This is a genomic window from Alteriqipengyuania lutimaris, assembly GCF_003363135.1.
GTDB classification, from domain to species: domain Bacteria; phylum Pseudomonadota; class Alphaproteobacteria; order Sphingomonadales; family Sphingomonadaceae; genus Alteriqipengyuania; species Alteriqipengyuania lutimaris.
This window is the reverse complement of sequence record NZ_QRBB01000001.1, coordinates 251,863-277,341: the sequence shown is the minus strand read 5'-3', so window position 1 is coordinate 277,341 and position 25,479 is coordinate 251,863. Positions and strand designations below refer to the sequence as shown.

The window sequence follows — 25,479 nt, the reverse complement described above, 5'->3', positions numbered from 1 at the left end:
CCGCTCGGTCCGCGTTCTCCGAAACCCGCTGCCACCGCTCCGGCTCCTCCTCCCAAGAGCGTATCGCCGGTCGCCACGGCCAGGCCGAGCCCACCGCCCATGCCCAAGGCTGCAGAAAGGTCTCCAGCGCCCCCCGCTAGGCCGGTGCGTCGAAATCCGCCGGGCAATCTCGATTCGCACTGGGACCGCCGGTTGAAAACGGGCGAGATCGTCCCCGACCTCTCGCTCGACCTGCACGATCACGGGCTCGACCGTGCCTATAGTCGCCTGATGGGCGGAATGGCGCAGGCGCGCGGCATGGGTGCGCGCACCGTACTGGTGGTCACGGGCAAGCCGCGCGGCGGCGATGCGGCGGACCGGGGCGAGCGGCGCGGCGCGATCCGCGCCAAGATTCTCGACTGGCTCGCGGCGAGCGAGCACGGCGAAGCCATCGCGGCAATCCGCAAGGCGCACCGCCGCCACGGGGGCGACGGTGCGCTGTATATCGTGCTGAGACGGGGCGGCTGAAAAGCCGTTGGCGCTCAGCCCAGGTCGTCTGCGCTGAAGGGGAACCGGCGCTTCTCGTGCTGGACCGAGATCCACTGCGTGGTGGTGAAAGCCTCGATCGCCCAGCGTCCGTTGAACCGGCCAACGCCCGAATTCTTGACCGCGCCGAAGGGCGCGAAGGGGCTGTCGTTGACCGGCTGGTCGTTGATGTGGGTCATGCCCGCTTCGATCCGCTTGGCGAAGGCGAGCGCGCGGCCTTCGTCGCGGCTGAAAACCGAACTCGACAGGCCCATCTCGGTATTGTTCGCGAGTTCGAGCGCGTGCTCTTCGTCTCGCGCGCGCTGGATCGGCGCGACGGGCCCGAAGATCTCGTTCGCGACAAGGCAATTGTCTTCGCCAACATCGGTAAAGACGTGGGGCGGGATGACGAGCCCGTCGGGCTCACCGCCGAGTGCGCAGTTTGCACCCTGGTCCTTGGCCTTGGCGATCATGTCCATGATCCCGTCGAACTGGTCGCGGTTGACGACGGGGCCGATGAAGCAGTCCGCCGCATCGCGCTTGCCGACCGGCAGCTCCTTCACCCGGGCGACGAACTTCTCGACGAATTCGTCGTAGACCGCGTCTTCCACGACGATGCGGTTGGCGATCATGCAGATCTGGCCCTGGTGCATGAACTTGCCCCACACACTCGCCTCGACCGCATAGTCGATATCCGCATCGTCGAGCACGACGATGGGCGAGTTGCCGCCGAGTTCGAGCTCGAGCGACTTGATCCGGTCGCCATCGAGCGCCGCCTTGCCGACCCCGCGACCGACGGGCGTCGAGCCGGTGAAGCTGACGACCGAGGGAATGGGGTTGCGGATCAGTGCATCGCCGATCTCCGATCCGCTGCCGGGCAGGACCGACACCAGCCCCTGGGGCAGGCCCGCTTCCTCGCAGATCGCGGCGAACACGGTGCCGCCGGTGACCGGCGAATCGCTGGCGGGCTTGAGCACCACGGCATTGCCCAGCGCCAGCGCGGGGAACAGCGTGCGCGCGGTGAGCTGCAGCGGGAAGTTCCACGGGCTGATCAGCGCGACCACGCCTGCCGGCTGGCGGTAGGCACGGCTTTCCTTGCCGGGAATCTCCTCGGGCAGGATCGCGCCTTCGACCATGTAGGGGAGCGCTGCCGCTTCCTGCCGGGTGACCTGCGTCACCAGCATGAGTTCGAGCGCGGCCTTCACCTGCGTCCCGCCGACCTCGCGCACGATCCAGTCCGCGATCTCGCCCTTGCGCGCTTCGAGGATGTCGCCGATCGCGAGCATCTTGGCCGCGCGGGCCGAGGGCGGCATGGCCGCCCATTCGGCTTGCGCTTCGGCCGCCTTGCGGCAGGCTTCGTCCACGTCGTCTGCCGTGGCGCAGGGCATTTCGAAAATCGTGCTCTCGTCCCACGGGCAGATGTTGGTGAGCGTTTCGCCCGAGCCGTTACGCCATTCGCCCGAAACGAAAATCCTGTCGAGCTTCTCGTAAGCCGCCATGATCGCCCCCTTACTCCGCCGCTTCGCTCAGAGGAGCGGCCTCGCCGGAGATCGACCTGGCGCTGCCGAGGCCGGGTGCAGTCGACTTCCCGCCGATCATCTCGCGCACCTTGTCCTCGATCCGCTGGCCGATCGTCTCGTCGACGTTCTTCCAGTACTGGAACGCGCGGACCAGCACGTTCTCGCTGACGCCGTCGGCAAGATGGCCCGCGACATTGGAGACGAAGCGGTCGCGCTGCGCGTCGTCCATCACGTCGTTTACGAGCGCGCGGGCCTGCGACCAGTCGTCGTCGTCCTCGCGCAAAGTGTAGGCCTCGCGCACCATGTCGCCGTCGGCGTACCATGTCGCTTCGCCGCCCACTTCGGGCTGCGCAGCGGGCCCGCCGTAGGAGTTGGGCGCATAGACCGGGTCGACCGCATTCTGCGTTCGCATGTGCCCGGCACGGCTGTAGGAATTGACCTCGTCCGCGTTCTTCGGCGCATTGACCGGGATCTGCTTGTAATTGACGCCGAGCCGCGCGCGGTGCGCATCGGAATAGGAGAAGCCGCGGGCGAGCAGCATCTTGTCGGGCGACAGGCCGATGCCGGGCACCATATTGTTGGGCTCGAACGCGAGCTGCTCGATCTGTGTGTCCCAGTCGACGGGGTTCTCGTTGAGCGTCAGCGTGCCGACCTCGATCAGCGGATAATCCTCGTGCGGCCAGGTCTTGGTCAGGTCGAACGGGTTGATGCGATAGGTCTTGGCATCCTCGTAGGGCATGATCTGCCACTTGAGTGTCCAGCTCGGGAAGTTGCCCTCGTGGATCGCGTCGAACAGGTCGCGGCGGTGGTAGTCGCTGTCCTCGCCCGCCTTTTTCACCGCTTCGTCCTGCGTCAGGTGGGCGTTGCCGCTCTCGTCACCGACATCGGTGTGGAAGTGGAACTTGACCCAGAACTTCTCGCCATCCTCGTTGATCAGCATATAGGTGTGGCTCGAATAGCCGTTCATCTCGCGCCAGTTCTTGGGCACGCCACGATCGCCCATCAGGTAGGTGACCTGGTGCGCGCTTTCGGGGCTGAGCGTCCAGAAATCCCACATCATGTCGTGATCGCGCAGGCCGTTGTCGGCGCGGCGCTTCTGGCTGCGGATGAAGTGCTGGAACTTCATCGGATCGCGGACAAAGAAGATCGGCGTGTTGTTGCCGACCATGTCGAAATTGCCGTCCTCGGTGTAGAACTTGACCGAGAAGCCGCGCGGATCGCGCCAGGTATCGGGGCTGCCGCGCTCACCCGCCACGGTGGAGAAGCGCATTGCGGTCTCGCACTCGGCGCCCGGCTGGAAGATCTTGGCCTTGGTGTATTTCGACACGTCCGCCGTGGTCTTCCACGTGCCGAAGGCGCCCGAGCCTTTGGCATGCGGCTGGCGCTCGGGAATCCGTTCGCGATTGAAGTTCGCCATCTGCTCGATCAGATAGTGATCGTTCAGGACGATGGGGCCGTCGCGCCCGATCGTCAGCGAATGTTCGTCGCTCTGGACGCGGATACCGGCATCGGTGGTGGTGGGGGGAACGGTCTTGGCCATGGCGCGCAGCTTTCTGTAAAAGGTTACAGGGGGATAGCGCGCGGCGCGCAGTCCTGTTCCGCAATCGCGGGACCGATAAAACCGTTCACTGCATTCGCTTTTCCCGCACACGACGAAGCCCCCGGCAGTCCTGCCGGGGGCCCTTCTGGTCGCAGAATTCTGCGGCCGAGTCAGTGATGGTGCAGCGAAACGGGGTCGGCCATCGCGCGCTGGGGGCGGGCGATATGGGCCGCGGGCAGCCCATCCGCATTTGCATCGAGGCGGAACGCCTTGGTGAGCTCGGCCAGTGCACCGACCTCGCTGGCGAGGTTTCGCGCGGAGGCAGAGGTCTGCTCGACCATCGCGGCGTTCTGCTGGGTGGAGGTGTCCATGCTGCTGATCGCGGACGAGATTTCGCCGATGGTACCGGCCTGCGCGCCATTGTCGGCAGCCATGCTGCCCAGCAGTTCGTGGACCTGGTCCACATCCTGCGCGATGTCGGACAGGGCGCCGTCCATCCGTTTCACCATGCCGACCGCGGTGCCGATGTCGGTCTGGATCGCGGTAAGCTGTTCGCGCGCCTGACCCGCCTCTTCCTCGGCCCGCATGGCGAGGGCGGAGACGAGGTCGGCAACCACCGCGAAGCCACGGCCCGCTTCGCCCGCGCGGCCCGCCTCGACGGCGGCGTTCATGGCGAGAACCCGGGTCTGGAAGGCTATCTTGTCGAGACCCTCGATCACGCCGTCGATACCTTCGGTCGATTCCGCCACGCGCGTCATCGCGCCCACGGCCTGATCGGCAATCTCGCGCCCGCCGGAAACGGTCGTGATCGTCTGGTCGGCGCGCTGCACCGTCGATCGCGATGCTTCGGCGGTGGTCTTGAGGCGCCCGTCCATCTGCATGATGGCGGCGGAGGTTTCCTCCAGGCTCGACGCATTGCTCTCGGTCCGCCGGGCCAGGTCTTCGGATGCCTGCGCAATCTCGTGGACGCCCGAGTCGATCCTGCTGGTTCCTTCGGCCACTGCCGCAATCATCTTGCGAATCTTGGCAAGCGCGCCGTTGAAGCTGTGTTCGAGGCCCGCAAAACTCTCGGGCATGTCCGACAGCGAACGAGTGAGATCGCCTTCGGACAGGGCGGCCAGCACCTCGTCGAGCTGTGCGACGGCCGCTTCGCGCGATGCGCTCGCTTCCTCGAAATAGACCGAGAGCGACAGCTCCATGTCGAGCAGCGCACCCTTGATGAGCGCCATCGTCGTATCATGGGCGGCGGACGGGTTGAACACCGCGAGCAGCCGCTTCCAGAACGGTGTGCGGCGGGCAACGCCGTGCACCAGTTCCTCGATCACGATGGCGTAGCTGCCGACATACCAGCGCGGCTCGAGGCCGATCCGTGCGTGGGTCGCACCGATCCGGCGCGCGCTCGCGTAATAGGTCGAGTCGAAATCGGCGCGCGCGATATGCGCCCAGTGCTTTTCCTGCGCACCCTTGGCCTTGTCCATATGGGCCTGGTTGTCGAAGAACGCCGCCGTCTCCGGAGTCTGCTTCGCGCGGGCGTAGAAGCGGTCGAGCGCGGGTCCGATCACCGCGCGAACGGCCGGCTGTGCGGTTCGCAGCTTTTCGCGCTGCGCTTCGTCGAATTCCATGAACTGGAGACGGGTACGTATCTGATCTGCCACTTTGCTATCCTGATGCCTGAGCGGACCCCCGTGGTCGCACGACTACCTACTTAGGACCGTAGGGCGGGGTAAGAGTCTGAGGAGGCCGGTTTTTTTAGGACGCATGCTGGAATCGCACGGTTTTTTCCTTGGGCCGATCTTGCCGCTGCAGATGGCCGTCGCGGATACGAAAAAGGCCCCCGGCATTGCTGCCGGAGGCCCTGTTGTCCCGATGAGGGTTAGACCCGCGATCAGTGATATTTGGCGTAGGTCAGGTCGAAGCGGTCGGCGTCCATCACCTTGGTCCACGCGGCCACGAAGTCGCGCACGAACTTCTCCTCGTGCCCGGTCTCGGCATAGACCTCCGCCACGGCACGCAGCTGCGAGTTCGATCCGAAGACGAGGTCGGTCCGCGTCGCGTGCCACTTCTCTTCGCCCGACTTGCGGTCGGTGCCGACGAATTCCTCGTCTCCGCTCTCGTCGACCACGGTCCACCTGGTACCCATGTCGAGGACGTTGACGAAGAAATCGTTGGTCAGCTGGCCGGGGCGATCCGTCAGCACGCCGATCTTATTTCCGTGCTTGGCATGCTTGCTGAGCGCACCCAGCGCGCGCATCCCGCCGACCAGCACGGTCATCTCGGGGATCGAGAGGCCGAGCAGGCTGGCCCGGTCGATCAGCATGTCCTCGGTCTTCACGCTCGCCTTGGTCTTCAGGTAGTTGCGGAAGCCGTCGGCAAAGGGCTCGAGCGGTTCGAAGCTTTCCTTGTCGGTCTGCTCTTCGGTCGCATCGCCGCGCCCGGTGGTGACCGGAACGGAGATGTCGAAGCCCGCATCCTTCGCCGCCGTCTCGACCGCGGCGGACCCGGCGATCACGATCGCATCGGCCATCGAGAGGTCGCCGCGCAGCTCGTCGAGCTTGGCGAGAACCTTGCCGAGTTCCTCGGGATCGTTGACTTCCCAGCTCTTCATCGGCTCCATCCGGATGTGCGCTCCATTGGCGCCCCCGCGATGGTCGCTCTTGCGGTAGGTGCTGGCCGAGGCCCACGCCGCCTTCACGAGTTCGCGCACGCTCAGCCCGCTATCGAGCACCTTGGCCTTGAAGTCCGAAACCGTGCTGTCCGAAGCCTGCGTACCGGCGGGGACCGGGTCCTGCCAGATCAGGTCTTCGCTGGGCACTTCGGGGCCCTGGTAGCGGACCTTGGGGCCCATATCGCGGTGGCACAGTTTGAACCATGCACGCGCAAAGGCATCGTCGAGCGCGGCCTGATCGTCGCGGAAGCGTTCGGAAATCTTGCGATAATCCGGGTCCATCTTCAGCGCCATGTCGGCGGTGGTCATCATGGTCGGCACCTTCTTCGAAGGATCGCGCGCGTCGGGCGCCATGTCTTTGGGATCAGGATCGACCGGCTGCCACTGCTGCGCGCCCGCGGGGCTCTTCACCAGTTCGTACTCGTACTTGAACAGCAGGCGGAAATAGTCGCCGCCCCACTGCGTCGGGTTGGGCGTCCACGCACCTTCGAGGCCGGAGGTGGTGATGTGGCCCTTCTCGATCTGCTCGGCATCGGTCGCCCAGCCGAAGCCCATGTGCTGCATCGCCTCGCTCTCGGGCGATCCGCTCAGCTGGTCGGCGGGCACCGCGCCGTGGCACTTGCCGAAGGCGTGGCCGCCCGCGGTCAGCGCGACGGTTTCCTCGTCGTTCATCGCCATGCGGCCGAAGGTTTCCTTCATGTCGCGCGCCGACTGGAGCGGGTCGGGATTGCCGCCGGGCCCTTCGGGATTGACGTAGATCAGCCCCATCTGGATCGCGGCGAGCGGGTTTTCGAGCGCCTTGCCCTCATCGGGAATGATCCGCGTCTCGACGCCCTGGTCGACCCACTCTTCTTCCGAGCCCCAGTAGATGTCGTTCTCCGGCTCGTAGACGTCCTTGCGCCCGCCGCCGAAGCCGAACACCGGCCCGCCCATGCTCTCGATCGCGACATTGCCGGTCAGGATGAACAGGTCCGCCCAGCTGATGTGCTTGCCGTACTTCTGCTTGATCGGCCAGAGAAGCCGCCGCGCCTTGTCGAGGTTGCCGTTGTCGGGCCAAGAATTGAGCGGGGCGAAGCGCTGCTGGCCGCTGGATGCGCCGCCGCGCCCGTCGCCTGTGCGGTAGGTGCCCGCCGCGTGCCACGCCATGCGGATGAAGAACGGGCCGTAGTGGCCGTAATCCGCGGGCCACCACTCCTGGCTGTCGGTCATCAGCGCCTTGAGATCGGCCTTGAGCGCATCGTAATCGAGCGCGTTGAAGGCTTCGACATAGTCGAAATCCTCGCCCATCGGATCGGGCGTCTGCCCGCCTTGCGTCAGGATATGCAGGTCGAGCGCATCGGGCCACCAGTCCTTGTTGGTGCGTCCCAGAAGCGCCCGCACGCCGCCGTCGCCGGTAAAGGGGCAACCACCGCTCATATCACCAGTCTTCGCGTCCATCGCATCTCTCCTCTTGGCATTTCCGACTCGCTCTACGCGCGTCTTGTGCCGAGAGAATGACCGTCGACCGGTGATTGGTCCAATCGATTAATTGGGTCTTATTGATTGATTCCTGCGATCCGTGCGATTGCAGCACATTGGGCTCTCGCAAATGAAAAGGCGCCACCCGCTGTTCGCGGATGACGCCTCCTGGTTCCGTTCGCGCTGCGTCTCAGGCGGCTTGCGCGATCTCGTCCGCCGGTTCGGTGCGGATGAGGTAGTCGAAAGCGGAAAGGCCCGCTTCGGCGCCCTGGCCCATTGCGACCACGATCTGCTTGTAGGGCACGGTCGTCGCATCGCCCGCGCCGAAAATGCCGGGCAGGTTGGTCGCGCCGCGCTCGTCGGTGACGATCTCGCCGTGCTTCGACAGTTCGAGCCCGGAGTCCTTCAGCCATTCGGTGTTGGGGACGAGGCCGATCTGCACGAACACGCCGGCGAGTTCGATCGTACGTTCTTCACCGCTGTCGCGGTCCTTCACAACCAGGCCGTTCACGCGGCTTCCGTCGCCGGTGATCTCGGTCGTCTGGCCGTTGGTCACGATCTCGACATTGTCGAGGCTCTCGAGCTTCTTCACCAGCACTGCATCGGCGCGCAGCTGCGTGTCGAATTCGATCAGCGTGACGTGGTCGACGATCTTGGCGAGGTCGATCGCAGCCTCGACGCCCGAGTTGCCGCCGCCGATCACCGCAATCCGCTTGCCCTTGAACAGCGGCCCGTCGCAGTGCGGGCAGTAGGCCACGCCCTTGTTGCGATAGTCCTGCTCGCCCGGCACGCCCAGATTGCGCCAGCGCGCACCGGTCGCGAGGATGATCGCCCGCGCCGACAATTCGCCGCCATTGGCGAAGCGCACCTTGTGCATCCCGCCTTCCTGCTTGGCCGGAATAAGCTCTTCGGCCTGGACGAGGTCGATCTTGTCGATCTCGTTGGCCTTCACCTGCTCGTCGAGGTCGGCGGAAAGCTTGGGGCCTTCGGTATAGGCGGTGCCGGGCAGGTTCTCGATCCCGAGCGTGTCCTGCAACTGCCCGCCAAAGCGTTCGCCCGCAACGCCGGTGCGGAAGCCCTTGCGGGCGGTGTAGACCGCGGTCGCGACGCCCGAGGGGCCACTGCCGATCACGAGCACTTCGTAGGGCTCACGCTCGTTGAGCTTGGCCGCAGCCTTCGCGCCCGATCCGGTATCGAGCCGTTCGAGGATCTGCGGCAGTTCGATCTTGCCGTTGTAGAAAGGCTCGCCGTTGAGGAAGGCCGCGGGCACGGCCATGATGTCGCGCGCCTCGACCTCGTCCTTGTAGGCGCCGCCCTCGATCAGCGTCGCGGTGATGCGGCTGTTCTCCAGCGCCATCAGGGTGAGCGCCTGAACGACGTCGGGGCAATTGTGGCACGAGAGCGAGAAGAACATCTCGAACTCCAGATCCGTCTCGATCCGGCGGATGTCCTCGAGCACGTCTTCCTCAACCTTCGGCGGATGCCCGCCCGCCCACAGCAGCGCGAGCACCAGCGAGGTGAACTCGTGGCCCATCGGCAGGCCGGCGAAGCGAACCCACTTCTGTGCATCGCTGCCGCGGCGGATGATGAAGCTGGGGCGGCGTTCGTGATCGCCGTCGAAATCGACGCTGACCATGTCGTGCAGCGCCGCGATCTCCGTCAGCAGCTCGCGCGTCTTGGCCGAGGTGTCGTCATCGCCGAGCGATGCGACGAGCTCCACCGGCTCGCGCAGGTTCTGCAGGTACTGCTTCAGCTGATCGGTCATCTGGGCGTCGAGCATTGGTAACTCCATCCAAAATTTCGTCATTGCGAGCCGCGTAAGGCGGCGTTGCAATCCATTGTCGGACTCCTCGATCGTGCGAGGCGTCGGAAGATGGATCGCGTCGGGGCTGTAACCCGTGGAGGTCGGGCAAGTGGAGGCCCGGCGTGTGCCGAGCCTCCGATAGTATCATTTAGAGCTTGCCGACGAGGTCGAGCGAGGGGGTCAGCGTTTCGCTGTCTTCTTCCCACGCGGCCGGGCAGACCTGGCCCGGGTTCTCGCGGACGTACTGCGCCGCCTTGATCTTGCGGGCGAGTTCGTTGGCATTGCGGCCCACGCCTTCGCAGGTCTGTTCCATGATCTGGATCACTCCGTCGGGATCGACCACGAAGGTCGCACGGTCGGCGAGGCCCATTTCCTCACGCAGCACGTCGAAGTTCTTCGACAACGTGTGGAGCTGGTCGCCGAGGAACGGGAACTTCAGCTTGCCGATCTTCTCGGACGTGTCGTGCCATGCCTTGTGGCTGAAATGCGTGTCGGTGCTGACCGCATAGACTTCGACGCCCATCTTCTGGAGCATTGCGTACTGCTCGCCGAGGTTTTCCAGCTCGGTCGGGCACACGAAGGTGAAGTCGGCGGGGTAGAAGAAGAAGATCGCCCACTTGCCCTTCACGTCCTCGTCAGTGACTTCGAAGAAGTCCTTGCCGGCCTGGAATGCGGTGGCTTTGAACGGTGTGATCTGGCTTCCGATGATACCCATTGCGTGTCTCCTCTAGGGGTTGAAACTCACGCCCTAGATAGTGGCTGCTGCAACGCACAAAAGCGATTTGTGGCGATGGCAACAATCGAAATTATCGATGAAATTTTCGGAACCTTCTCGGCAATGGATATTTCGCCGCTACTTCAGCCGCATTGCGCCCTTTGGAGCAGGAACTGGTCGGCCAGAACGCACGCCATCATCGCCTCTACGACCGGCACGCCGCGAATGCCGACGCATGGATCGTGACGGCCTTTCGTGCTGATTTGCGTGGCTTCTCCGTCGCGCGTGATCGTGTCGACCGGGGTCAGGATCGAACTGGTCGGCTTGAACGCGACTCTGCATGTTACCGGCTGGCCGGTGCTGATTCCCCCCGCGACACCGCCCGCGTGGTTGGATGCATAGTGCGGCGCACCATCCGCGCTCTCGCCGGGCCGCATCGGGTCGGCGTTCTGCTCGCCCGAGAGGCGCGCGGCGTCGAAGCCGTCGCCGATCTCCACGCCCTTGACCGCATTGATGCTCATCATCGCCGCCGCCAGCTCGCTGTCGAGCTTGGCGTAGAGCGGCGCCCCCCAGCCTGCGGGCACGCCTGTCGCCACGCATTCGACCACCGCGCCGAGCGAGGAGCCTGCCTTGCGCGCGTCGTCGACCAGCTTTTCCCAGCGGGTCGCGGCGTCGGCGTCGGGGCACCAGAAGGGGTTTTGCCCGATTTGCCCGGCATCGAACTTGGCCGGGTCGATCCGGTCACCGCCGATCTCGGCCACGTAGGCGAGGATGCGCACCTGCGGTACGACCAGCCGCGCCACCGCACCCGCCGCGACGCGCATCGCGGTTTCGCGCGCGCTCGACCGCCCGCCCCCGCGATAGTCGCGGAAGCCGTACTTCGCGTCGTAGGTGTAGTCGGCGTGCCCGGGGCGATAGGCCTGCGCGACGTTGGAATAGTCTTTCGAGCGCTGATCGACGTTCTCGATCATCAGCGAAATCGGTGTGCCCGTCGTGCGCTGTATTCCATCTTGGCCCTCGAACACCCCCGAGAGAATGCGCACCGCATCGGGCTCGCGCCGCTGGGTGGTGAACTTGCTCTGCCCCGGCTTGCGCCTGTCGAGCCACGGCTGGATGTCGTCCTCGCTCAAAGCAATGCCCGGCGGGCACCCGTCGACCACCGCGCCGATCGCCGGCCCGTGGCTTTCCCCCCAGGTGGTGAAGCGGAAGACCCGCCCGAATGTGTTCCAGCTCATGCGCGAAGCGTTGCCTCAACAGCTCGGTGCTGTCCACGCTCCGAGCCGCGCGGGCGCATTTTCCTACTCCGCAGGGGCGCGGTAGGGTGGGGCCGCTCTTTCCCATCGTCGGGTCAGCGGGTTCCTCCCGAGCGATCGCTTCATGCGATTAAACCCCGCTCATTGATCGAGAGGATTTACTCCCCTGGGCAGTGTGTCAGGTGTGTCAGGCCCACCTCCGGATCGGCAAAACCTGCGCACTGCGCTGGCAATGCGAGTCGGAGTAGGGCAGGAACAAACCATGATTGCAAAGCTCACAGGAACGCTCGACGCGACCGGCCCGGACTGGGCGGTGATCGACGTGGGCGGGGTGGGCTACCTCGTCCACTGCTCGACCCGCACGCTCGACGCGCTGGGATCGGAAGGTGGCGAGGCGCGGCTGTTCACCGACCTGCAGGTGAGCGAGAACGACATGCGCCTGCTCGGGTTCGCCGAAGCGGCGGAGCGCGACTGGTTTCGCCTGCTCACATCGGTGCAGGGCGTCGGCAGCAAGGTCGCGCTGGCGATCCTCTCCGTCCTGTCGGCGGGCGAGGTGCAGGCGGCCTGCGCCAGCGGCGACGCGGCGATGGTCGCGCGGGCGAACGGCGTGGGGCCCAAGCTTGCGGGCCGGATCGTCAACGAGCTGCAGGACAAGGCAGGCGCGCTGCCCGTGGCGCCGGGCGGGGTGGCGGTTGCCGCTCCCAAGGGCGGGGCGAGCGCGGACGCGGTCTCCGCGCTGGAGAACCTCGGCTTCAAGCCCGCGATCGCGGCCAAGGCCGTGGCGGAGGCGATGGGCGAACTGGGCGAAGGCGCGAGCGAGGGTGAGCTGATCCGGGTGGCGCTGAAGAAGGCGGCGGGGTGATGGGCGAGGCGCAGACCATCCTGCGGATCGCGGTGGCGATCATCCGCGACGAGGCGGGCCGCGTCCTGCTGGTCCGCAAGGCGGGCACGCGCGCCTTCATGCAGCCGGGCGGCAAGATCGAGGCTGGCGAGCGCCCCGATGCCGCGCTGTGCCGCGAACTGGCGGAGGAATTGAGGTTGCAGGTGTCGTCTGCGGATTTGCGCTATATCGGCGAGGCCGAGGCACCCGCAGCGAACGAGCCGGACACTTTCGTCCACGCCGAGATCTTCGAGATTGCGCAGTGCGGGCCAATCGTGATCGCTGCCGAGATCGCTGAAGCGGCCTGGGTCGATCCGGATCGTCCGGCAACCATCGCGCTTGCGCCGCTGACCCGCGATCATATCCTGCCGCTTGTTGAGCAGGTGCATGGAATGGACCTGTCTTGAAGGGTCTGTTGAAGGTTTGGTGGCGCGCCGGGCTCGTGGTTATCGTGCTGATGGTCGGCTTGCTGCTTTTGATTGCGGAGATTTCGGACTGCGGAGGCGCTTGGATCGGTGGGTCTGTAAGGATGGCATATTGTGCTGAGTAAAATGCAAGTGACATTGATCGCGGCGGCGGCGCTGGCGATCGCCGCTCCTGCGGTGGCGCAGGACGTCTCCTACGGGCCGGTGTTTACCGAGTTCGGCCCCGTGGCGGACGTGCCCGATGCCGACTTCGCCATCCCCGAGGACGCGAGCTTCCACATCGCGTTCGACGTGTCGCGCGCTGCCGAGGAGGGCAAGCTCAACCGCGGCTTCGAGAGCGCGGCGCGCCTCATCAACATGCACGCGCGCGCCGGGGTCGAGCCGATGGACAACCGCGCGGCGGTGGTCGTTCACGGGGCTGCGGTGCTCGACCTTCTGAACGACGCCGCTTGGGTAGCGCGCGATCGCGGCGAGGCGAACCCCTCGGTCGCAGCGGTCCGCGAAATGATCGACCAGGGCGTGCGCTTCATCGTCTGCGGCCAGAGCGCGGCGGGGCAGGGCGTGGCGAAGTCCGAGCTGATCCCCGGCGTCGAGATGGCGCTCTCCGCCATGACCGCCCACGCGCTGCTCCAGCAGCAGGGCTATACGGTGAACCCGTTTTGATGGTTTCGTCCAAAACCAAAAGGGCCGTGTCCGATATAAACAAATTCGAGTGCAAACTCCGCAAGCATTGCACCGGGGCGTCAATCAAGGTCCGCAAGCTCGAGTCTCAATGGTCGTTCGAAATCGGCTCCACGATTCGTATCGATGGCTGGATGCTTTGGCGCCTTGTTGGTGAAAGCTGCATTGAGGTTTGCAGCGAGGACCACGGACATTCGTTTGGTCTACCTGACCCCGTCGATGCCGAAGAGAAATTCAGCGACCTCGCAGGCGGATCCAAAATTAAGAGGGTGGAGCTGATGAAGCCGACAGGTGATCTTACATTTCATCTGAGCAATGGCATGTGGCTTGAGCTGATTGTGACCTCTTCCGGATACGAAAACTGGGTCATATCCGAAGGTGGTGAGTTCCTTGCGGCAGGCATGAGCGGAGGCATCTGATGATCGAGCCCGTTTCCATCCACGCGCCTGGACGCCAGCCAGACGACCTCTCTTCCGTCACCCTGAACTTGTTTCAGGGTCCAGCCTTCCTTTCGTCCGAACGAGGCGGATCAAAGCCCAGACCAACCGCGAGATCGCGCCAGTCCGGGTTCTCGCGAGTAATCAGGTTTAGCTTCCAGTCGCGGTGCCAGTTCTTCAGCTGCTTCTCGCGTTTGATCGCGGACTCCATCGTGTCGAATAGTTCGAAGTGGACCAGCCGATGCACGGCGTAGCGCTTGCTGAAGCCCTCGACCGCGCCCTCGCGATGCTGCCAGAGGCGGGCGACCAGATCGGATGTGACGCCGATGTAGATCGTACCGAAGGGCTTGTTGGCGAGCAGGTAGACGCAGGGTTGCTTCTCGGTCGGCATAAGCCGGAGATTGCCGCCGGCTGGATGCTGAAACAAGTTCAGCATGACGTTATGGGGGCGGTGTGACCGACCAACCCCTCCACACCCCCGAACGCCTCCCGGACGATCCCGATGCGGCGCTGCGGCCCAAGACGCTCACCGAATTCATCGGGCAGGAGGCTGCGCGCGAGAATCTCGGCGTGTTCATCGCCGCCGCCAAACGCCGCGGCGAGGCGATGGATCATACGCTGTTCTTCGGGCCGCCGGGGCTGGGCAAGACCACGCTGGCGCAGATCGTCGCGCGCGAGCTGGGGGCGGGGTTCCGCTCCACCAGCGGGCCTGTCATTGCCAAGGCGGGCGATCTCGCCGCGCTGCTGACCAATCTCGAGCCGCACGACGTGCTATTCATCGACGAGATCCACCGGCTCAATCCGGTGGTCGAGGAAGTGCTCTACCCCGCGATGGAGGACCGCGCGCTCGATATCATGATCGGGGAGGGCCCGTCGGCGCGAAGCGTGCGGATCGACCTGCCGCCCTTCACGCTGATCGGCGCGACCACGCGGCAAGGCCTGCTGACCACGCCGCTGCGCGATCGCTTCGGCATTCCGGTGCGCCTCAACTTCTACACGCACGAGGAGCTGGAGCGGGTGGTGACGCGCGGGGCGAACAAGCTGGGGCTGAGCATCGAGCCCGATGGCGCGCGCGAGATCGCGCGTCGTTCGCGCGGGACGCCGCGCGTCGCCGGCCGCCTGCTGCGCCGGGTGCGCGACTTTGCCAGCGTGGCGGATGCTCCGACCATCTCCGCCAAGGTCGCGGACGATGCGCTCACCCGGCTCGAAGTCGACTCGCTGGGCCTCGACGCGATGGACCGCCGCTACCTGACGATGATTGCCGAGATCTATGGCGGCGGCCCGGTCGGGATCGAGACGCTGGCGGCAGGCCTTGCCGAGCCGCGCGATACGCTGGAGGATGTGGTCGAACCGTTCCTGATCCAGCTGGGGCTGGTCGCGAGGACGGCGCGCGGCCGCTGCCTCAACGCGGGCGGCTGGTCGCATCTTGGCATCGAATCGCCCGCTCCCGAGGGGCCTGCGAATCGGTCCGGCGATCTCTTCGGCGGCGATTCCTGAGGCCCGGCAGGTAACTTTCGGCCAAGCGGGGTGCCAGCGTGGGACAGGTAGGGCGCGCTGCGGGCCCTGATGGCATGAATCTACGCAAGCCGATGCTTTATCGTGGTTAATCGCGTTGCCCCGCCCGGGGCGATCAAGGTCTAAGGCACTCAGGAAAGCCTGCCCCTGCCCTCGGAGTCGCCGACGGCAACGGTTTTTAAAGCGATCCGCAATTAAAGAGCCTGACTTATGTCGATGAAAATTGCCCTCGCAAAACTCTCCGCTGTAGCCGCGGGCACCGTGGTGCTCGCCGGCGGAGCGCTCCATGTGGCCGAAGAGCAGGTGGCGGATGTCGACTACAAGTCGGCGAAAGAGGCTTCGGCCCCGGCGCCCGCATTGCGCTACATCAAGGAGGATCGCGTCGTCGAACGCGAGATCCCGCGCACCACGCTGCGCAAGCGCCGCGTGGTCAAGCGTACTGTCGAATGCGTCCCGGCAAGCCTGGCGGAAGGCGGCCTCTACGGAGATGCCTATGCCGGCGGCGTCGATGCGGGCGAGCAAATCATCTACGATGCGCGCGAAGGCCGCGCCCGCGTCGCAAGCGACGATGCCGATCTTCGCGCCGCGGCGGAAGCCTGTGCGCAGTTCGGCGACGGCGCATCGCGCACGGTCGTGGCGGTCGCTCCGCCAGCGGCACGCGGCGGCGGCTTCTCGGGCGGCGGCGGTGGCCAGGGTGGCGGCGTGACCGTCATCGGCGGCGGCAATGGCGGCGGCGGGTTCGGCGGTGGCTTCTTCGGAGGTTTCTTCGGCGGCGGTGGCAGCGGCGGCAATATCTCGATCAGCACGACGACGAGCGGCATCGGCACGACCGGCGTCCCCGGTACCACCAGCGGCAGCAGCGGTATCGTGATCGATATCGACGTCGAGAATTCCTCCACCTCTTCGACGTCCGGTGGATCGACCTCCACGTCGACGTCGGGCGGTTCGACCTCGACCTCGACCGGGGGACTGACCTCTACCACCACCAGTTCTTCGTCCGGCGATGTGTCCAGCTCTTCCTCCGGTGATGTTTCCAGTTCTACCAGCAGCTCCAGTTCGGGAAATGTCGATATCGACAACTCGAACGAGAACAACAATTCGAACGAGCAGAGCCAGGAGCAGAACCAGGAGCAGGAACAGAATCAGGACAGCACTAACAACAACAATAATAACAACGAAAACAATAACTCGAATGAGAACAACAACTCAAACGAGAACAACAATTCGAACGAGAATAACAACTCGAACGAGAATAACAACTCGAATGAAAACAATAACGAAAACAACAATCACAACGATAATTCGACGAGTGGGAGTTATTCGAGCACCAGCGGCCATTCCAGCTCGGGCGGCAGCGGTGGCACGCCGGTTCCGGCACCGCCGATCACCCTGCTGTTCGGCGCAGCCGCGCTGGCGGTTCTGACCCGCCGCAAATGGACCGGCAACAGCGAAGACTGATCGGCGCACGGCCACAAGGCCGAAAAACGCTGTGACCTCGGCGGAGGCGGCCTGCCAGGAGCCACCGCCCTTTCGATTCCGCTCATAGAAAAAGGCCCGATCGCTTCGCGCGACCGGGCCTTTTCTCTGTTCGGTTCGTGAATGCGCTTACTGGCTGGCCAGCTTGCGGATCACATACTGGAGGATGCCGCCGTTGCGGTAGTAGTCCAGCTCGTTCTCGGTATCGATGCGGCACTTGGCGGTGAAGCTGAAGGTGCTGCCGTCTTCGCGCGTCACATCCACCGTCACGTCCTGTGCGGGTTTGAGGTCGGCAAGGCCGCGGATGGTGAAGCTGTCGGTGCTGGTCAGGCCCAGCGTCTCGCGCGTGTCACCGTTCTTGAACTGCAGCGGGAGCACGCCCATCCCGACAAGGTTGGAGCGGTGGATACGCTCGTAGCTTTCGACGATCACGGCGCGCACGCCGAGCAGGATCGTGCCCTTCGCAGCCCAGTCGCGGCTGGAGCCGGTGCCGTATTCCTTGCCCCCGACCACGACCAGCGGCGTGCCGTCTTCCTTGTGACGCATCGCTGCGTCGTAGATCGGCATCTGTTCGCCTTTGTAGGTGGTGTAGCCACCCTCGACCCCCGGAACCATCTCGTTCTTGATGCGGATATTGGCGAAGGTGCCGCGCATCATCACGTCGTGGTTGCCGCGGCGCGAGCCGTAGGAGTTGAAGTCCGCCTTCGCGACCTGGTGGCTCTTCAGGTAGTCGCCCGCCGGGCTGTCTTCCTTGATCGAACCGGCCGGGCTGATGTGATCGGTGGTGACCGAATCGCCCAGGATCGCCAGCGGCTTCGCATCCGCGATGTCCGCCACCGGTTCCGGGTCCATCTTCATCCCCTCGAAGAACGGCGGGCTGGCGATGTAGGTGCTGCCCGGGTTCCACCGGTAGGTGTCCGAGGCTTCGACGGTGATCGCCCGCCAGTGTTCGTCGCCGTCATAGACGTTGGCGTAGCGGTCGACGAACATGTCGCGGCTGACATTGGCAGCGCGCAGATCAGCAATTTCCTGGCTGGTCGGCCAGACATCGGCCAGCATCACCGGCTTGCCCTGCTCGTCGAGGCCGAGCGGGGTTTCGGTGATATCCTCGGTCACCGTGCCCTTGATGGCATAGGCGACCACGAGCGGGGGCGAGGCGAGGAAATTCGCGCGCACGTCGGGCGAAACCCGGCCTTCGAAGTTGCGGTTGCCCGAAAGGACCGAGGCAGCGACGATGTCGTTGCTGTTGATCGCATTGCTGATCGGCGGGGCGAGCGGGCCCGAGTTGCCGATGCAGGTGGTGCAGCCGTAGCCGACAAGGTCAAAGCCCATCGCATTGAGATCGTCCTGCAGGCCCGACTTCACGAGGTAGTCGGTGACCACCTGCGACCCGGGAGCGAGCGAAGTCTTGACCCACGGTGCGGGCTTGAGGCCCTTTTCGCGCGCCTTTTTGGCAACCAGCCCAGCTGCGATCAGCACGTCCGGGTTGGACGTGTTGGTGCAGCTGGTGATCGCGGCGATCACGACGTCGCCATCGCCCACGTCGTGATGCGTGTTCTCGACATCGACGCGGTGCGGTTTGTCCTTGCCGTAAACCTCCTTGAGGTCGCGGTTGAACAGCTCGTCCACCTCGGGAAGCGCGACCTTGTCCTGCGGGCGCTTGGGCCCCGCCAGGCTGGGGACGACCTTCGACAGGTCGAGTTCGAGCGTGCTCGAGAAGACCGGCTCGACATCGGGCGAGACCCACAGGCCCTGTTCCTTGGCATAGGCTTCGGCGAGCGCGATCTCGTGCTCGTCGCGGCCGGTCAGGCGCAGGTAGTCGAGCGTCTTGTTGTCGATCCCGAAGAAGCCGCAGGTCGCGCCATATTCGGGCGACATGTTGGAGAGCGTCGCGCGGTCGGCGAGGCTGAGCGATTCGAGGCCGGGGCCGAAATATTCGACGAACTTGCCGACCACGCCATGCGCGCGCAGCATCTGCGTGGCGGTGAGCACGAGGTCGGTCGCGGTGACGCCTTCGGCGAGCTTGCCGGTGAACTTGAAGCCGACGACTTCGGGGATCAGCATCGAGATCGGCTGGCCGAGCATCGCGGCTTCGGCTTCGATCCCGCCGACGCCCCAGCCCAGCACGCCCAGGCCGTTGACCATCGTGGTGTGGCTGTCGGTGCCGACGCAGGTATCAGGATAGGCGACCATCTGGCCGTCCGGATCTTCGCTCGACCAGGTGCAACGCGCGAAATACTCGAGGTTCACCTGGTGGCAGATGCCGGTGCCCGGAGGCACGGCGGTGAAGTTCTCGAAGCTCTTCGAACCCCACTTGAGGAAGTCGTAACGCTCCGCATTGCGGGCATATTCGAGCTCGACGTTCTTTTCCATCGCCTTGGGATGGCCGAACTCGTCGACCATCACCGAGTGGTCGATGACGAGGTTCACGGGAACCTGCGGATTGATCTTCTGCGTATCGCCGCCCAGCGACTTGATCGCGTCGCGCATCGCGGCAAGGTCGACCACGCAGGGCACGCCGGTGAAATCCTGCAGCAGCACGCGCGCCGGCCGGTACTGGATTTCGCCGCCCGTGGTCGGGTTGTCGACCCGGCTCGCCACTTCCTTCGCATTGTCGACCGAAACGGTATGCCCGCCATCCTCGAACCGGAGCATGTTCTCCAGCAGAACCTTGAGGCTGAAGGGGAGGCGGGAAACGTCGCCGAGCTGCTCTGCCGCCTTGGCGAGCGAATAATAGGCGTAATCCTTGCCATCAACGGTGAGGGTGCTGCGGGTGCCGAGGGTGTCCTTGCCGACCTGGGTCATAGCGGGGCGGTCCTTTCTGTTATTGCTGCTGCGTGCGTCCTGTTCACCCGATGAACGGGTGGGCCGCCAAGATGTGCCGCGCTTGGCGCGATACGGCGTGAAAATCAAGTTTCGCAGCGGCGTTTCAGGGCGCGGCGGTGTCTGCCCCACCCGCCGCGCGCGCCGGGGCATCGCCCCGGGTGGCCGCGATATAGGTTCCGATCACGATCAGCACGACGCCGATCAGCGTGCCCGTGCTCACGCTTTCGGCGAAGAACAGCCAGCCGAACAGCGCCGCCCAGCAGAAGCCCGAATACTCGACCGGCAGCAGTGCCTGGGCTTCGGCGCGCGCATAGGCCCAGGCGATCGCCATCGCGCCGCCTACGGTCAGCGCGCCGGCAGCCAGCAGGTCCGGCTGGATCGATAGGGGAGGGGCGACGAAGAACCACGGGGCCGCCACGCCCAGGACCAGGGCTGATACGCCGCCGTGGAACGCCGCGACTTCGAGCGGCCCGGCCCGCTGCGATTGCTGGCGGATGATGATGAAGTTGAGCGCGTAGAGCACGGTCGAGGTCAGGATCGCGGCGAGGCCCAGCCACGCATCGTCATTCATACGTCCCCGGCCCAGCCGCGCGCCTACGATGACCAGTGTGCCCGCAAAGCTGACCAGCGAGGCGAGGACCGCGCGGCGGCTCACGCGTTCCCCAAGCAGGATGGCGGCGAGATAAAGTGCGATCAGCGGTGCGACGAAGGAGATCGCGATCGTTTCGGCAATCGGCAGCTTGGTCAGCGCATAGAAGAAGGTGAGGCCCATCAGAGCCGAACACACCCCGCGCAGCACGTGGAGCCGCAAGGTTGCGGCGTCGGGCCAAGGGGTGCGCCGCGCGAGCCACAAGGGTGCGGCGATCGCGGTTGCGATCACGGCGCGTAGGAGCGCAGCGGAAAAAGCGCCGACAGCAAGAGCGGCCTCCTTCATGAAGGCGTCCATGAGCGACAGCATGGCGACGCCAGCAAGCGCGATCAGGAAAGGAGCGAGCGTGTCGGCCTGGCGCATGTCGGGGCCGCATTAGCCCACGCGCACGGCAAGCGTCACTCTTTCGCCGCAGATGGTCGCCAATTCAGGCTGGATAAAGCCTTGCGCCTTGATGATCGGGCACAAATTGACGACAAATGCGTCCGTCTGAATGAGCGCCTATCTTCGCTGCGTGATCGACAACAGGATCCTACGATCGTTATGAAAAAGCTTGCTTTCCCGTTTGCCCTACTCGCAGGTACCGCGCTCGCGGTGCCCGCATCGCTGGTCGCTCAGAATGCGCCGGCCAACCTCTTGCCGGGCGAGCAGGAACCGCGTGAGGATGCTCCCGAGGCCGACGACGCGGTAAGCTCGAGCATGAGCGGGCCGGTCGAGATGGTTCGCGAGCCGGTGGTGCAGCAGTTCGACCCCGTCGTGCAGCAGTGGACGGTCGGCCAGGCCGAAGCTCTGGCTGCCGTGATCGAGGGTATCGGGGCCGAGGGGCTCTTCCCCGTCGATTACGATCTGCCGGGGCTCCGTGCGGCCATCGCCGGCGGCGCGGGGGCGATGCTCGACGAAGAAGCGAGCCAGCGCTTCGTCTGGCTGGTCGAGGACATGCGCGACGGTCGCACTCCGATGGACGCGCGCAAGCAGTGGTTCGTGATGGACCCGGACGCCGATCGCTATCGCAGCGGGACCATCCTCAAGCAGGCGCTGGCCGACGGTGACATCATGGGCGCGCTCCAGAGTGTGGCCCCGCTTCATCCCGATTACGAAGCGCTGCGCAATGAACTCGCCAAGGCCCAGCCGGGCTCCAAGCGTTACAAGCTGATCCAGGCGAACATGGACCGCTGGCGGTGGCTGCCGCGCGATCTTGGCAAGCAATACCTCATCACCAACGTGCCCGAGTATCAGCTGCGCCTGACGGTCAACGACAAGATCATGCGGACCTACCGCACGATCGTGGGCAAGCCCGGGCGGACCGCAACGCCGCAGCTGGCCGAGCAGGTCGAAGGCGTGATCCTCAACCCCAACTGGACCGTCCCGCAGTCGATCGTGCAGGGCGAAGGGCTGGGCGCGCGCGTGCTCGCCAATCCGGGCTGGGCGAAATCGAAGGGCTACACCGCCACCCGCGGGGCCAATGGCTGGATTTCGGTCGTGCAGGGCCCAGGCGAGGGCAATGCGCTGGGCCGGATGAAGCTCGACATGCCCAACCGCCATGCGATCTTTTTCCACGACACGCCGTCGCGCAATCTCTTCGGACAGGCGAACCGGGCGCTCAGCCACGGCTGCATCCGGACCGAGCGCGCGACCGAACTCGCCTTCACGCTCGCCATCCTGCAGGCCGGGATTACCGCGGACGAAGCGACCGAAATCCTCGCCAGCGGCGAGTACACGCGGGTCGGCTTCAATTCCAAGATGCCCGCCTACATCACCTATTTCACGATGGCGACGAACATCGACGGCAAGATGACGACCTTCAACGACATCTACGAACGCGACGGCGCTGTGCTCGCGTCGTTCGAAGCACCGCGCAAGGCCAACCGCAGCCGCGTGACCGACGAGGAAATCATCGAGATCGTAAACGACCCGCGCGATATTGCGTGAACTGGGACGATCTACTCGAATATCTCTTCGCGAAAGCGGATGAGAAAATGACGATAGATCATCGCCGAACCGAAAGCACACCAAAGGCCTAGCGCCAACACATACGGCTGCTCGGTCAGTGACCCCGTCCTGCCAAACGCAAGCCAGAAGGCCAGCGTTGCGGCTAGCATGGCGGGGACCAGCGAGGCGGGGTGACCGATGTGCTTACCGATCACCAATGCGGTAGGCACGCCCACGACCAGCAGCGCGGCCGCAATCGTGACGAAGGCGATTATGGCAGTCGCCATCAGCACCATGCCCGCCGTCATTGCGAACCCAGCAATCTCGCCAGGTGATCCCGGCAGCGGAACCAAAGGGGTCGCACCCTTTAACAGGGGTTCCAGAAGCGCTACCGGCCATACCGAAAGCGCAACGAAAATGGCAGCGCATCCACTCGCGGGGATCATGGCTGCAATCGGAGGCCACAAATGCCCGCGATCGAAGCTCGGTCGGTAGGGCATTGCCCTAGTAAACGCCCGGGTTGGTCTGCTCGAACGTGCCCTGCTGCGGCTGGCGCAGGATGTGATAGCCGTTCTCCGGCTCGCCAACGATCGCCTGCGGCGGATAGGCCTGCGTGCCGTCTTCCTTGAGACCCAGCGCTTCGGCGTAGAGCAGTCGTCCGCCCGAGAGATTCAGCAGCGCGATCTTGAACTGCTCCTCGCCCAGCGCGAAGCAGCCGTTCGACCGGCCCAGCCGGCCCCAGCGCTCGACATGCGACGGTTCGGCATAGGTGGCGCGGTGCATGACGATGTAGCGCTGCAGGGCATGATTGTTGGTCGGGTCGAGCCCGCCCAGCCGCACCGAAGTGCCGAACTGCCCCGTGTACCATTCCCATGTCACATAGGCGCCGCGGCTGGTCGCGTTGGAGCCTTCGACATTGGAGAACGTATTGAGCCAGCCGTCGTGCTCCGGGTCCGATCCGGTCCCATGGCTGACGTGGAAGCTTTTTACTTCCTGCCGGTCGAGGTTCACGAAGTGGAACCGCCGCTCGGCCGAGTGGAGGCCGAAATCGGCGATCCCGACGATGTCCTTGCGCCAGATGACGTCGCCCGCCTTGTCGAGCTCGCGCTTGGCGATCGCGAACAGCTCGCGGTCGCGCGGATTGCCCGCCATGGGCTGGGCAAAGACCCGGCTCGGCAGGCTCGCCGCCGCGCCCAGCGCGATGCCGGTGCCGAGGCCCGTCTTGATAAGTTCGCGACGTTTCATATTCGACATGTGATATAACCGAGCTGAATGAATGCTTGAAGCTGAATTACGGCCCGGGCGACAGGGGGGTTCCGGAATGCGACAGATTGCCTTGATGGGTTTGACGATGGCGCTCGCCTTGGGCGGGTGCGTGGCGGACCATGGGGCGCCCGATACGGGCACCTCCGTCTCTGCACCGGCTGTCGTTGCGCCGCCCGCCCCTGCCGCTCCCGAACCGCTCCGGGAAACGCGCATCCTCAGCCAGGCCGATGCGGATCGCCTGCTGGGTTCGAGCGGGATGACCCTGCAATGGATCGGGTGGGACGATCGGGGCCCGGTCTCGGTCTATCCGGACCGGCGCGGCGTCTGGTGGCTTTCAGGCCGACAGTCCGGCCCGGGGGGAGAGCAGGTCCTTGTCGAAGGGCAGATACTGGAGATCGGCCAAGGCTATTTCACGCTCGACGGCGTGGTGTCGATCCGCGGGGCGCCCGATGCCGGACGGAACTGCCGGGCCGACAAGCCTTGGCACTTCGCGGTCACGGGCAACCGGCAATACTACCGGCTGCGCGAGTTCGAATGGTGCGACGAACTGACCGACTATATCGATATCTATTTCTGACCGGACGTGTGGATCACGCCGGTGGCGGACGCCGCCGGTCGTAAATCAGGCGGTTTGCGTTCTTGAGGACGGGGCGGCTGCGTTCTCCCGCGCCATCGCGAGCATCGAGCGCGCGTGGCGCCCCGCCACCTCGCGCTGGTCCTCGCCATAGCCTCCGCCGAGGGCGCTGGCGACGGGCAGGCCGCGCCGGCGGGCCTCTGAAATCACGAAGCGGTCGCGCCGCTCCAACCCATCGTCGGTCAGCGCCAGCCGGCCCAGCTTGTCGCGTTCGTGCGGATCGACGCCTGCCTGGTAGAGCACGATATCGGGCTCGAATTCGTCGAGCGCACGTGGCAGGTGCTGGTCGAGCACCGCCAGATAGCCTTCGTCGTCGGTCCCGTCGCGAAGCGCGATGTCGAGTGTCGAGCGGGCCTTCCTGACCGGGAAATTCTTCTCCGCATGGATAGAGAGCGTGAAGATCTCGTCGCGCCCGGCGGTGAGGCTCGCAGTGCCGTCGCCCTGGTGGACATCGCAGTCGACGATCAGCACGCGGCGTGCGTCACCTTCGGCAATCAGCCGGTTGGCGCACACCGCCAGATCGTTGAACACGCAGAAACCCGCGCCGGTATCGTAAAGCGCGTGGTGGCTGCCCGCCGCGCTGTTGGCGGCATAGCCGTGCTCCATCGCGAGCTGCGCAGCGAGCCACGTGCCGCCATTGGTATGGCGCACCCTGCTGGCGATATGCGGCGTGACGGGAAAGCCGATCCGCCGCTCCTTCTCGCGCGGAACGGTGGCGGTGAAGACCTGCTCGACGTAGTCGGGGCAATGCACCGCCTCGAGCCATTCGCGAGGGCAGGGCTCGGGCGCGTGTTCGGTGATCGCCTCGCCGCTTTCGCGCAGCGCTTCCATCACGAGGTAATACTTGTCGAACTTGAACGTGCCGCGCTCTGGGCGTGGGGCCATGTAATCGACGTGGTGGACGACGTGGAGCACGTTCTAGTCGAGCGGCTTTCCATTGAGCGTCGCCCCCTCGACCGTGAAACCGGGCGGCGGCGGCGCAGGCATGCGCGCTGAGATGAGGTGCTGAAGGAGCCCGCCGAGACCCGGCATCATGCACATGATGGCCAGGGCACTCATGAAAGCGAAGCCGGGATGGCCAAGCATTGCGGGGCCGAATGTCACCCGGACGACGGTGACGCAGGGCCCAAGGGCGAAGACGAGCCACGCCAGCGTGTCGACCAGGCCACGCTGAAAAGCCGGCAGTGGCTCCCCGTCATGACGGGGCATGATCGGGGTGCGACGAATGCCGAGAATAACGATCGATCCCAGCCATACCGCCAATATCGTCCAGAGCGGTATCGCGGTCAGCCAGTCCAACTG

At 65.1% G+C, this 25,479-nt stretch carries 23 protein-coding genes; 9 read left to right on the top strand and 14 right to left on the bottom strand.

Annotated elements, in window-relative coordinates; translation table 11 throughout:
* Positions 1-144: 144 nt before the first annotated feature.
* Positions 145-507, top strand: coding sequence for a Smr/MutS family protein (locus DL238_RS16545; RefSeq protein ID WP_325048428.1), 363 nt, complete (start codon positions 145-147; stop codon positions 505-507).
* A 14-nt stretch (positions 508-521) separates the two neighbouring features.
* Here DL238_RS16545 and DL238_RS01245 read toward each other — a convergent pair whose 3' ends face one another.
* The 7 genes from DL238_RS01245 to aroC form a co-directional block, all read right to left on the bottom strand.
* A complete protein-coding gene (locus DL238_RS01245) occupies positions 522-2,003 on the bottom strand; it encodes an aldehyde dehydrogenase family protein (RefSeq protein WP_199801342.1) in 1,482 nt (493 codons plus the stop codon).
* A gap of 10 nt (positions 2,004-2,013) precedes the next feature.
* Entirely contained in the window at positions 2,014-3,564 is a 1,551-nt protein-coding gene (locus DL238_RS01240) for a catalase (protein WP_115490602.1), read from the bottom strand.
* Between the two features lie 170 nt (positions 3,565-3,734).
* Positions 3,735-5,219 (bottom strand): methyl-accepting chemotaxis protein, encoded by a 1,485-nt coding sequence (locus DL238_RS01235; RefSeq protein WP_234030915.1) that lies wholly within the window; start codon positions 5,217-5,219, stop codon positions 3,735-3,737.
* Positions 5,220-5,449: 230 nt separating this feature from the next.
* Positions 5,450-7,666: a catalase/peroxidase HPI gene (gene katG, locus DL238_RS01230; RefSeq protein WP_115490601.1), complete on the bottom strand. Its 2,217-nt coding sequence runs from the start codon at positions 7,664-7,666 to the stop codon at positions 5,450-5,452.
* A 211-nt stretch (positions 7,667-7,877) separates the two neighbouring features.
* Positions 7,878-9,467 carry an alkyl hydroperoxide reductase subunit F gene (gene ahpF / locus DL238_RS01225; RefSeq protein ID WP_115490600.1) on the bottom strand — a complete coding sequence of 530 codons (1,590 nt, stop codon included), beginning with the start codon at positions 9,465-9,467 and terminating at the stop codon, positions 7,878-7,880.
* Positions 9,468-9,639: 172 nt separating this feature from the next.
* The gene (gene ahpC, locus DL238_RS01220) at positions 9,640-10,206 is read right to left on the bottom strand and encodes an alkyl hydroperoxide reductase subunit C (RefSeq protein ID WP_115490599.1); all 567 of its coding nucleotides are present in this window, start codon (positions 10,204-10,206) and stop codon (positions 9,640-9,642) included.
* Between the two features lie 143 nt (positions 10,207-10,349).
* A complete protein-coding gene (aroC, locus tag DL238_RS01215) occupies positions 10,350-11,441 on the bottom strand; it encodes a chorismate synthase (RefSeq protein WP_115490598.1) in 1,092 nt (363 codons plus the stop codon).
* A gap of 280 nt (positions 11,442-11,721) precedes the next feature.
* On the opposite strand from aroC, the gene ruvA reads away from it, so the two are divergent.
* From ruvA to DL238_RS01195, 4 genes are all read left to right on the top strand, one after another.
* Positions 11,722-12,321 (top strand): Holliday junction branch migration protein RuvA, encoded by a 600-nt coding sequence (ruvA, locus tag DL238_RS01210; protein WP_029140348.1) that lies wholly within the window; start codon positions 11,722-11,724, stop codon positions 12,319-12,321.
* The gene (locus tag DL238_RS01205; RefSeq protein ID WP_115490597.1) at positions 12,321-12,746 is read left to right on the top strand and encodes an NUDIX hydrolase; all 426 of its coding nucleotides are present in this window, start codon (positions 12,321-12,323) and stop codon (positions 12,744-12,746) included. The genes ruvA and DL238_RS01205 overlap by 1 nt, the downstream gene beginning before the upstream one ends.
* Before the next feature lie 144 nt (positions 12,747-12,890).
* Complete coding sequence (locus DL238_RS01200; RefSeq protein ID WP_115490596.1) at positions 12,891-13,427, top strand: DsrE family protein; 537 nt, start codon at positions 12,891-12,893, stop codon at positions 13,425-13,427.
* Positions 13,428-13,453: 26 nt separating this feature from the next.
* Positions 13,454-13,864, top strand: a complete 411-nt coding sequence (locus tag DL238_RS01195; protein WP_147290965.1) for a hypothetical protein — start codon at positions 13,454-13,456, stop codon at positions 13,862-13,864.
* 73 nt (positions 13,865-13,937) lie between these two features.
* Here DL238_RS01195 and DL238_RS01190 read toward each other — a convergent pair whose 3' ends face one another.
* Positions 13,938-14,273: a GIY-YIG nuclease family protein gene (locus DL238_RS01190; RefSeq protein ID WP_234030914.1), complete on the bottom strand. Its 336-nt coding sequence runs from the start codon at positions 14,271-14,273 to the stop codon at positions 13,938-13,940.
* A 62-nt stretch (positions 14,274-14,335) separates the two neighbouring features.
* On the opposite strand from DL238_RS01190, the gene ruvB reads away from it, so the two are divergent.
* Both ruvB and DL238_RS15970 read left to right on the top strand, forming a co-directional pair.
* Positions 14,336-15,379: a Holliday junction branch migration DNA helicase RuvB gene (gene ruvB / locus DL238_RS01185; protein ID WP_115490593.1), complete on the top strand. Its 1,044-nt coding sequence runs from the start codon at positions 14,336-14,338 to the stop codon at positions 15,377-15,379.
* 234 nt (positions 15,380-15,613) lie between these two features.
* Positions 15,614-16,855, top strand: a complete 1,242-nt coding sequence (locus DL238_RS15970; protein ID WP_181883778.1) for a hypothetical protein — start codon at positions 15,614-15,616, stop codon at positions 16,853-16,855.
* A 147-nt stretch (positions 16,856-17,002) separates the two neighbouring features.
* On the opposite strand, the gene acnA is transcribed toward DL238_RS15970, so the two are convergent.
* The gene (gene acnA / locus DL238_RS01175) at positions 17,003-19,678 is read right to left on the bottom strand and encodes an aconitate hydratase AcnA (RefSeq protein WP_115490591.1); all 2,676 of its coding nucleotides are present in this window, start codon (positions 19,676-19,678) and stop codon (positions 17,003-17,005) included.
* Positions 19,679-19,802: 124 nt separating this feature from the next.
* Positions 19,803-20,711: a DMT family transporter gene (locus tag DL238_RS01170; protein WP_115490590.1), complete on the bottom strand. Its 909-nt coding sequence runs from the start codon at positions 20,709-20,711 to the stop codon at positions 19,803-19,805.
* Positions 20,712-20,891: 180 nt separating this feature from the next.
* Here DL238_RS01170 and DL238_RS01165 point away from each other — a divergent pair, with 180 nt between their 5' ends.
* The gene (locus DL238_RS01165) at positions 20,892-22,277 is read left to right on the top strand and encodes a L,D-transpeptidase family protein (RefSeq protein WP_115490589.1); all 1,386 of its coding nucleotides are present in this window, start codon (positions 20,892-20,894) and stop codon (positions 22,275-22,277) included.
* 11 nt (positions 22,278-22,288) lie between these two features.
* Here the strand turns inward: DL238_RS01165 and DL238_RS01160 are convergent, their stop codons facing one another.
* Positions 22,289-22,585 carry a hypothetical protein gene (locus DL238_RS01160; protein WP_115490588.1) on the bottom strand — a complete coding sequence of 99 codons (297 nt, stop codon included), beginning with the start codon at positions 22,583-22,585 and terminating at the stop codon, positions 22,289-22,291.
* A gap of 196 nt (positions 22,586-22,781) precedes the next feature.
* Positions 22,782-23,522, bottom strand: a complete 741-nt coding sequence (locus DL238_RS01155; protein ID WP_115490587.1) for a murein L,D-transpeptidase catalytic domain-containing protein — start codon at positions 23,520-23,522, stop codon at positions 22,782-22,784.
* A 106-nt stretch (positions 23,523-23,628) separates the two neighbouring features.
* On the opposite strand from DL238_RS01155, the gene DL238_RS01150 reads away from it, so the two are divergent.
* Positions 23,629-24,120 (top strand): hypothetical protein, encoded by a 492-nt coding sequence (locus DL238_RS01150; protein ID WP_234030913.1) that lies wholly within the window; start codon positions 23,629-23,631, stop codon positions 24,118-24,120.
* 45 nt (positions 24,121-24,165) lie between these two features.
* On the opposite strand, the gene DL238_RS01145 is transcribed toward DL238_RS01150, so the two are convergent.
* Positions 24,166-25,062 carry a histone deacetylase family protein gene (locus DL238_RS01145; protein ID WP_181883777.1) on the bottom strand — a complete coding sequence of 299 codons (897 nt, stop codon included), beginning with the start codon at positions 25,060-25,062 and terminating at the stop codon, positions 24,166-24,168.
* Between the two features lie 33 nt (positions 25,063-25,095).
* Complete coding sequence (locus DL238_RS01140) at positions 25,096-25,476, bottom strand: hypothetical protein (RefSeq protein ID WP_147290962.1); 381 nt, start codon at positions 25,474-25,476, stop codon at positions 25,096-25,098.
* Between the last annotated feature and the right edge of the window lie 3 nt (positions 25,477-25,479).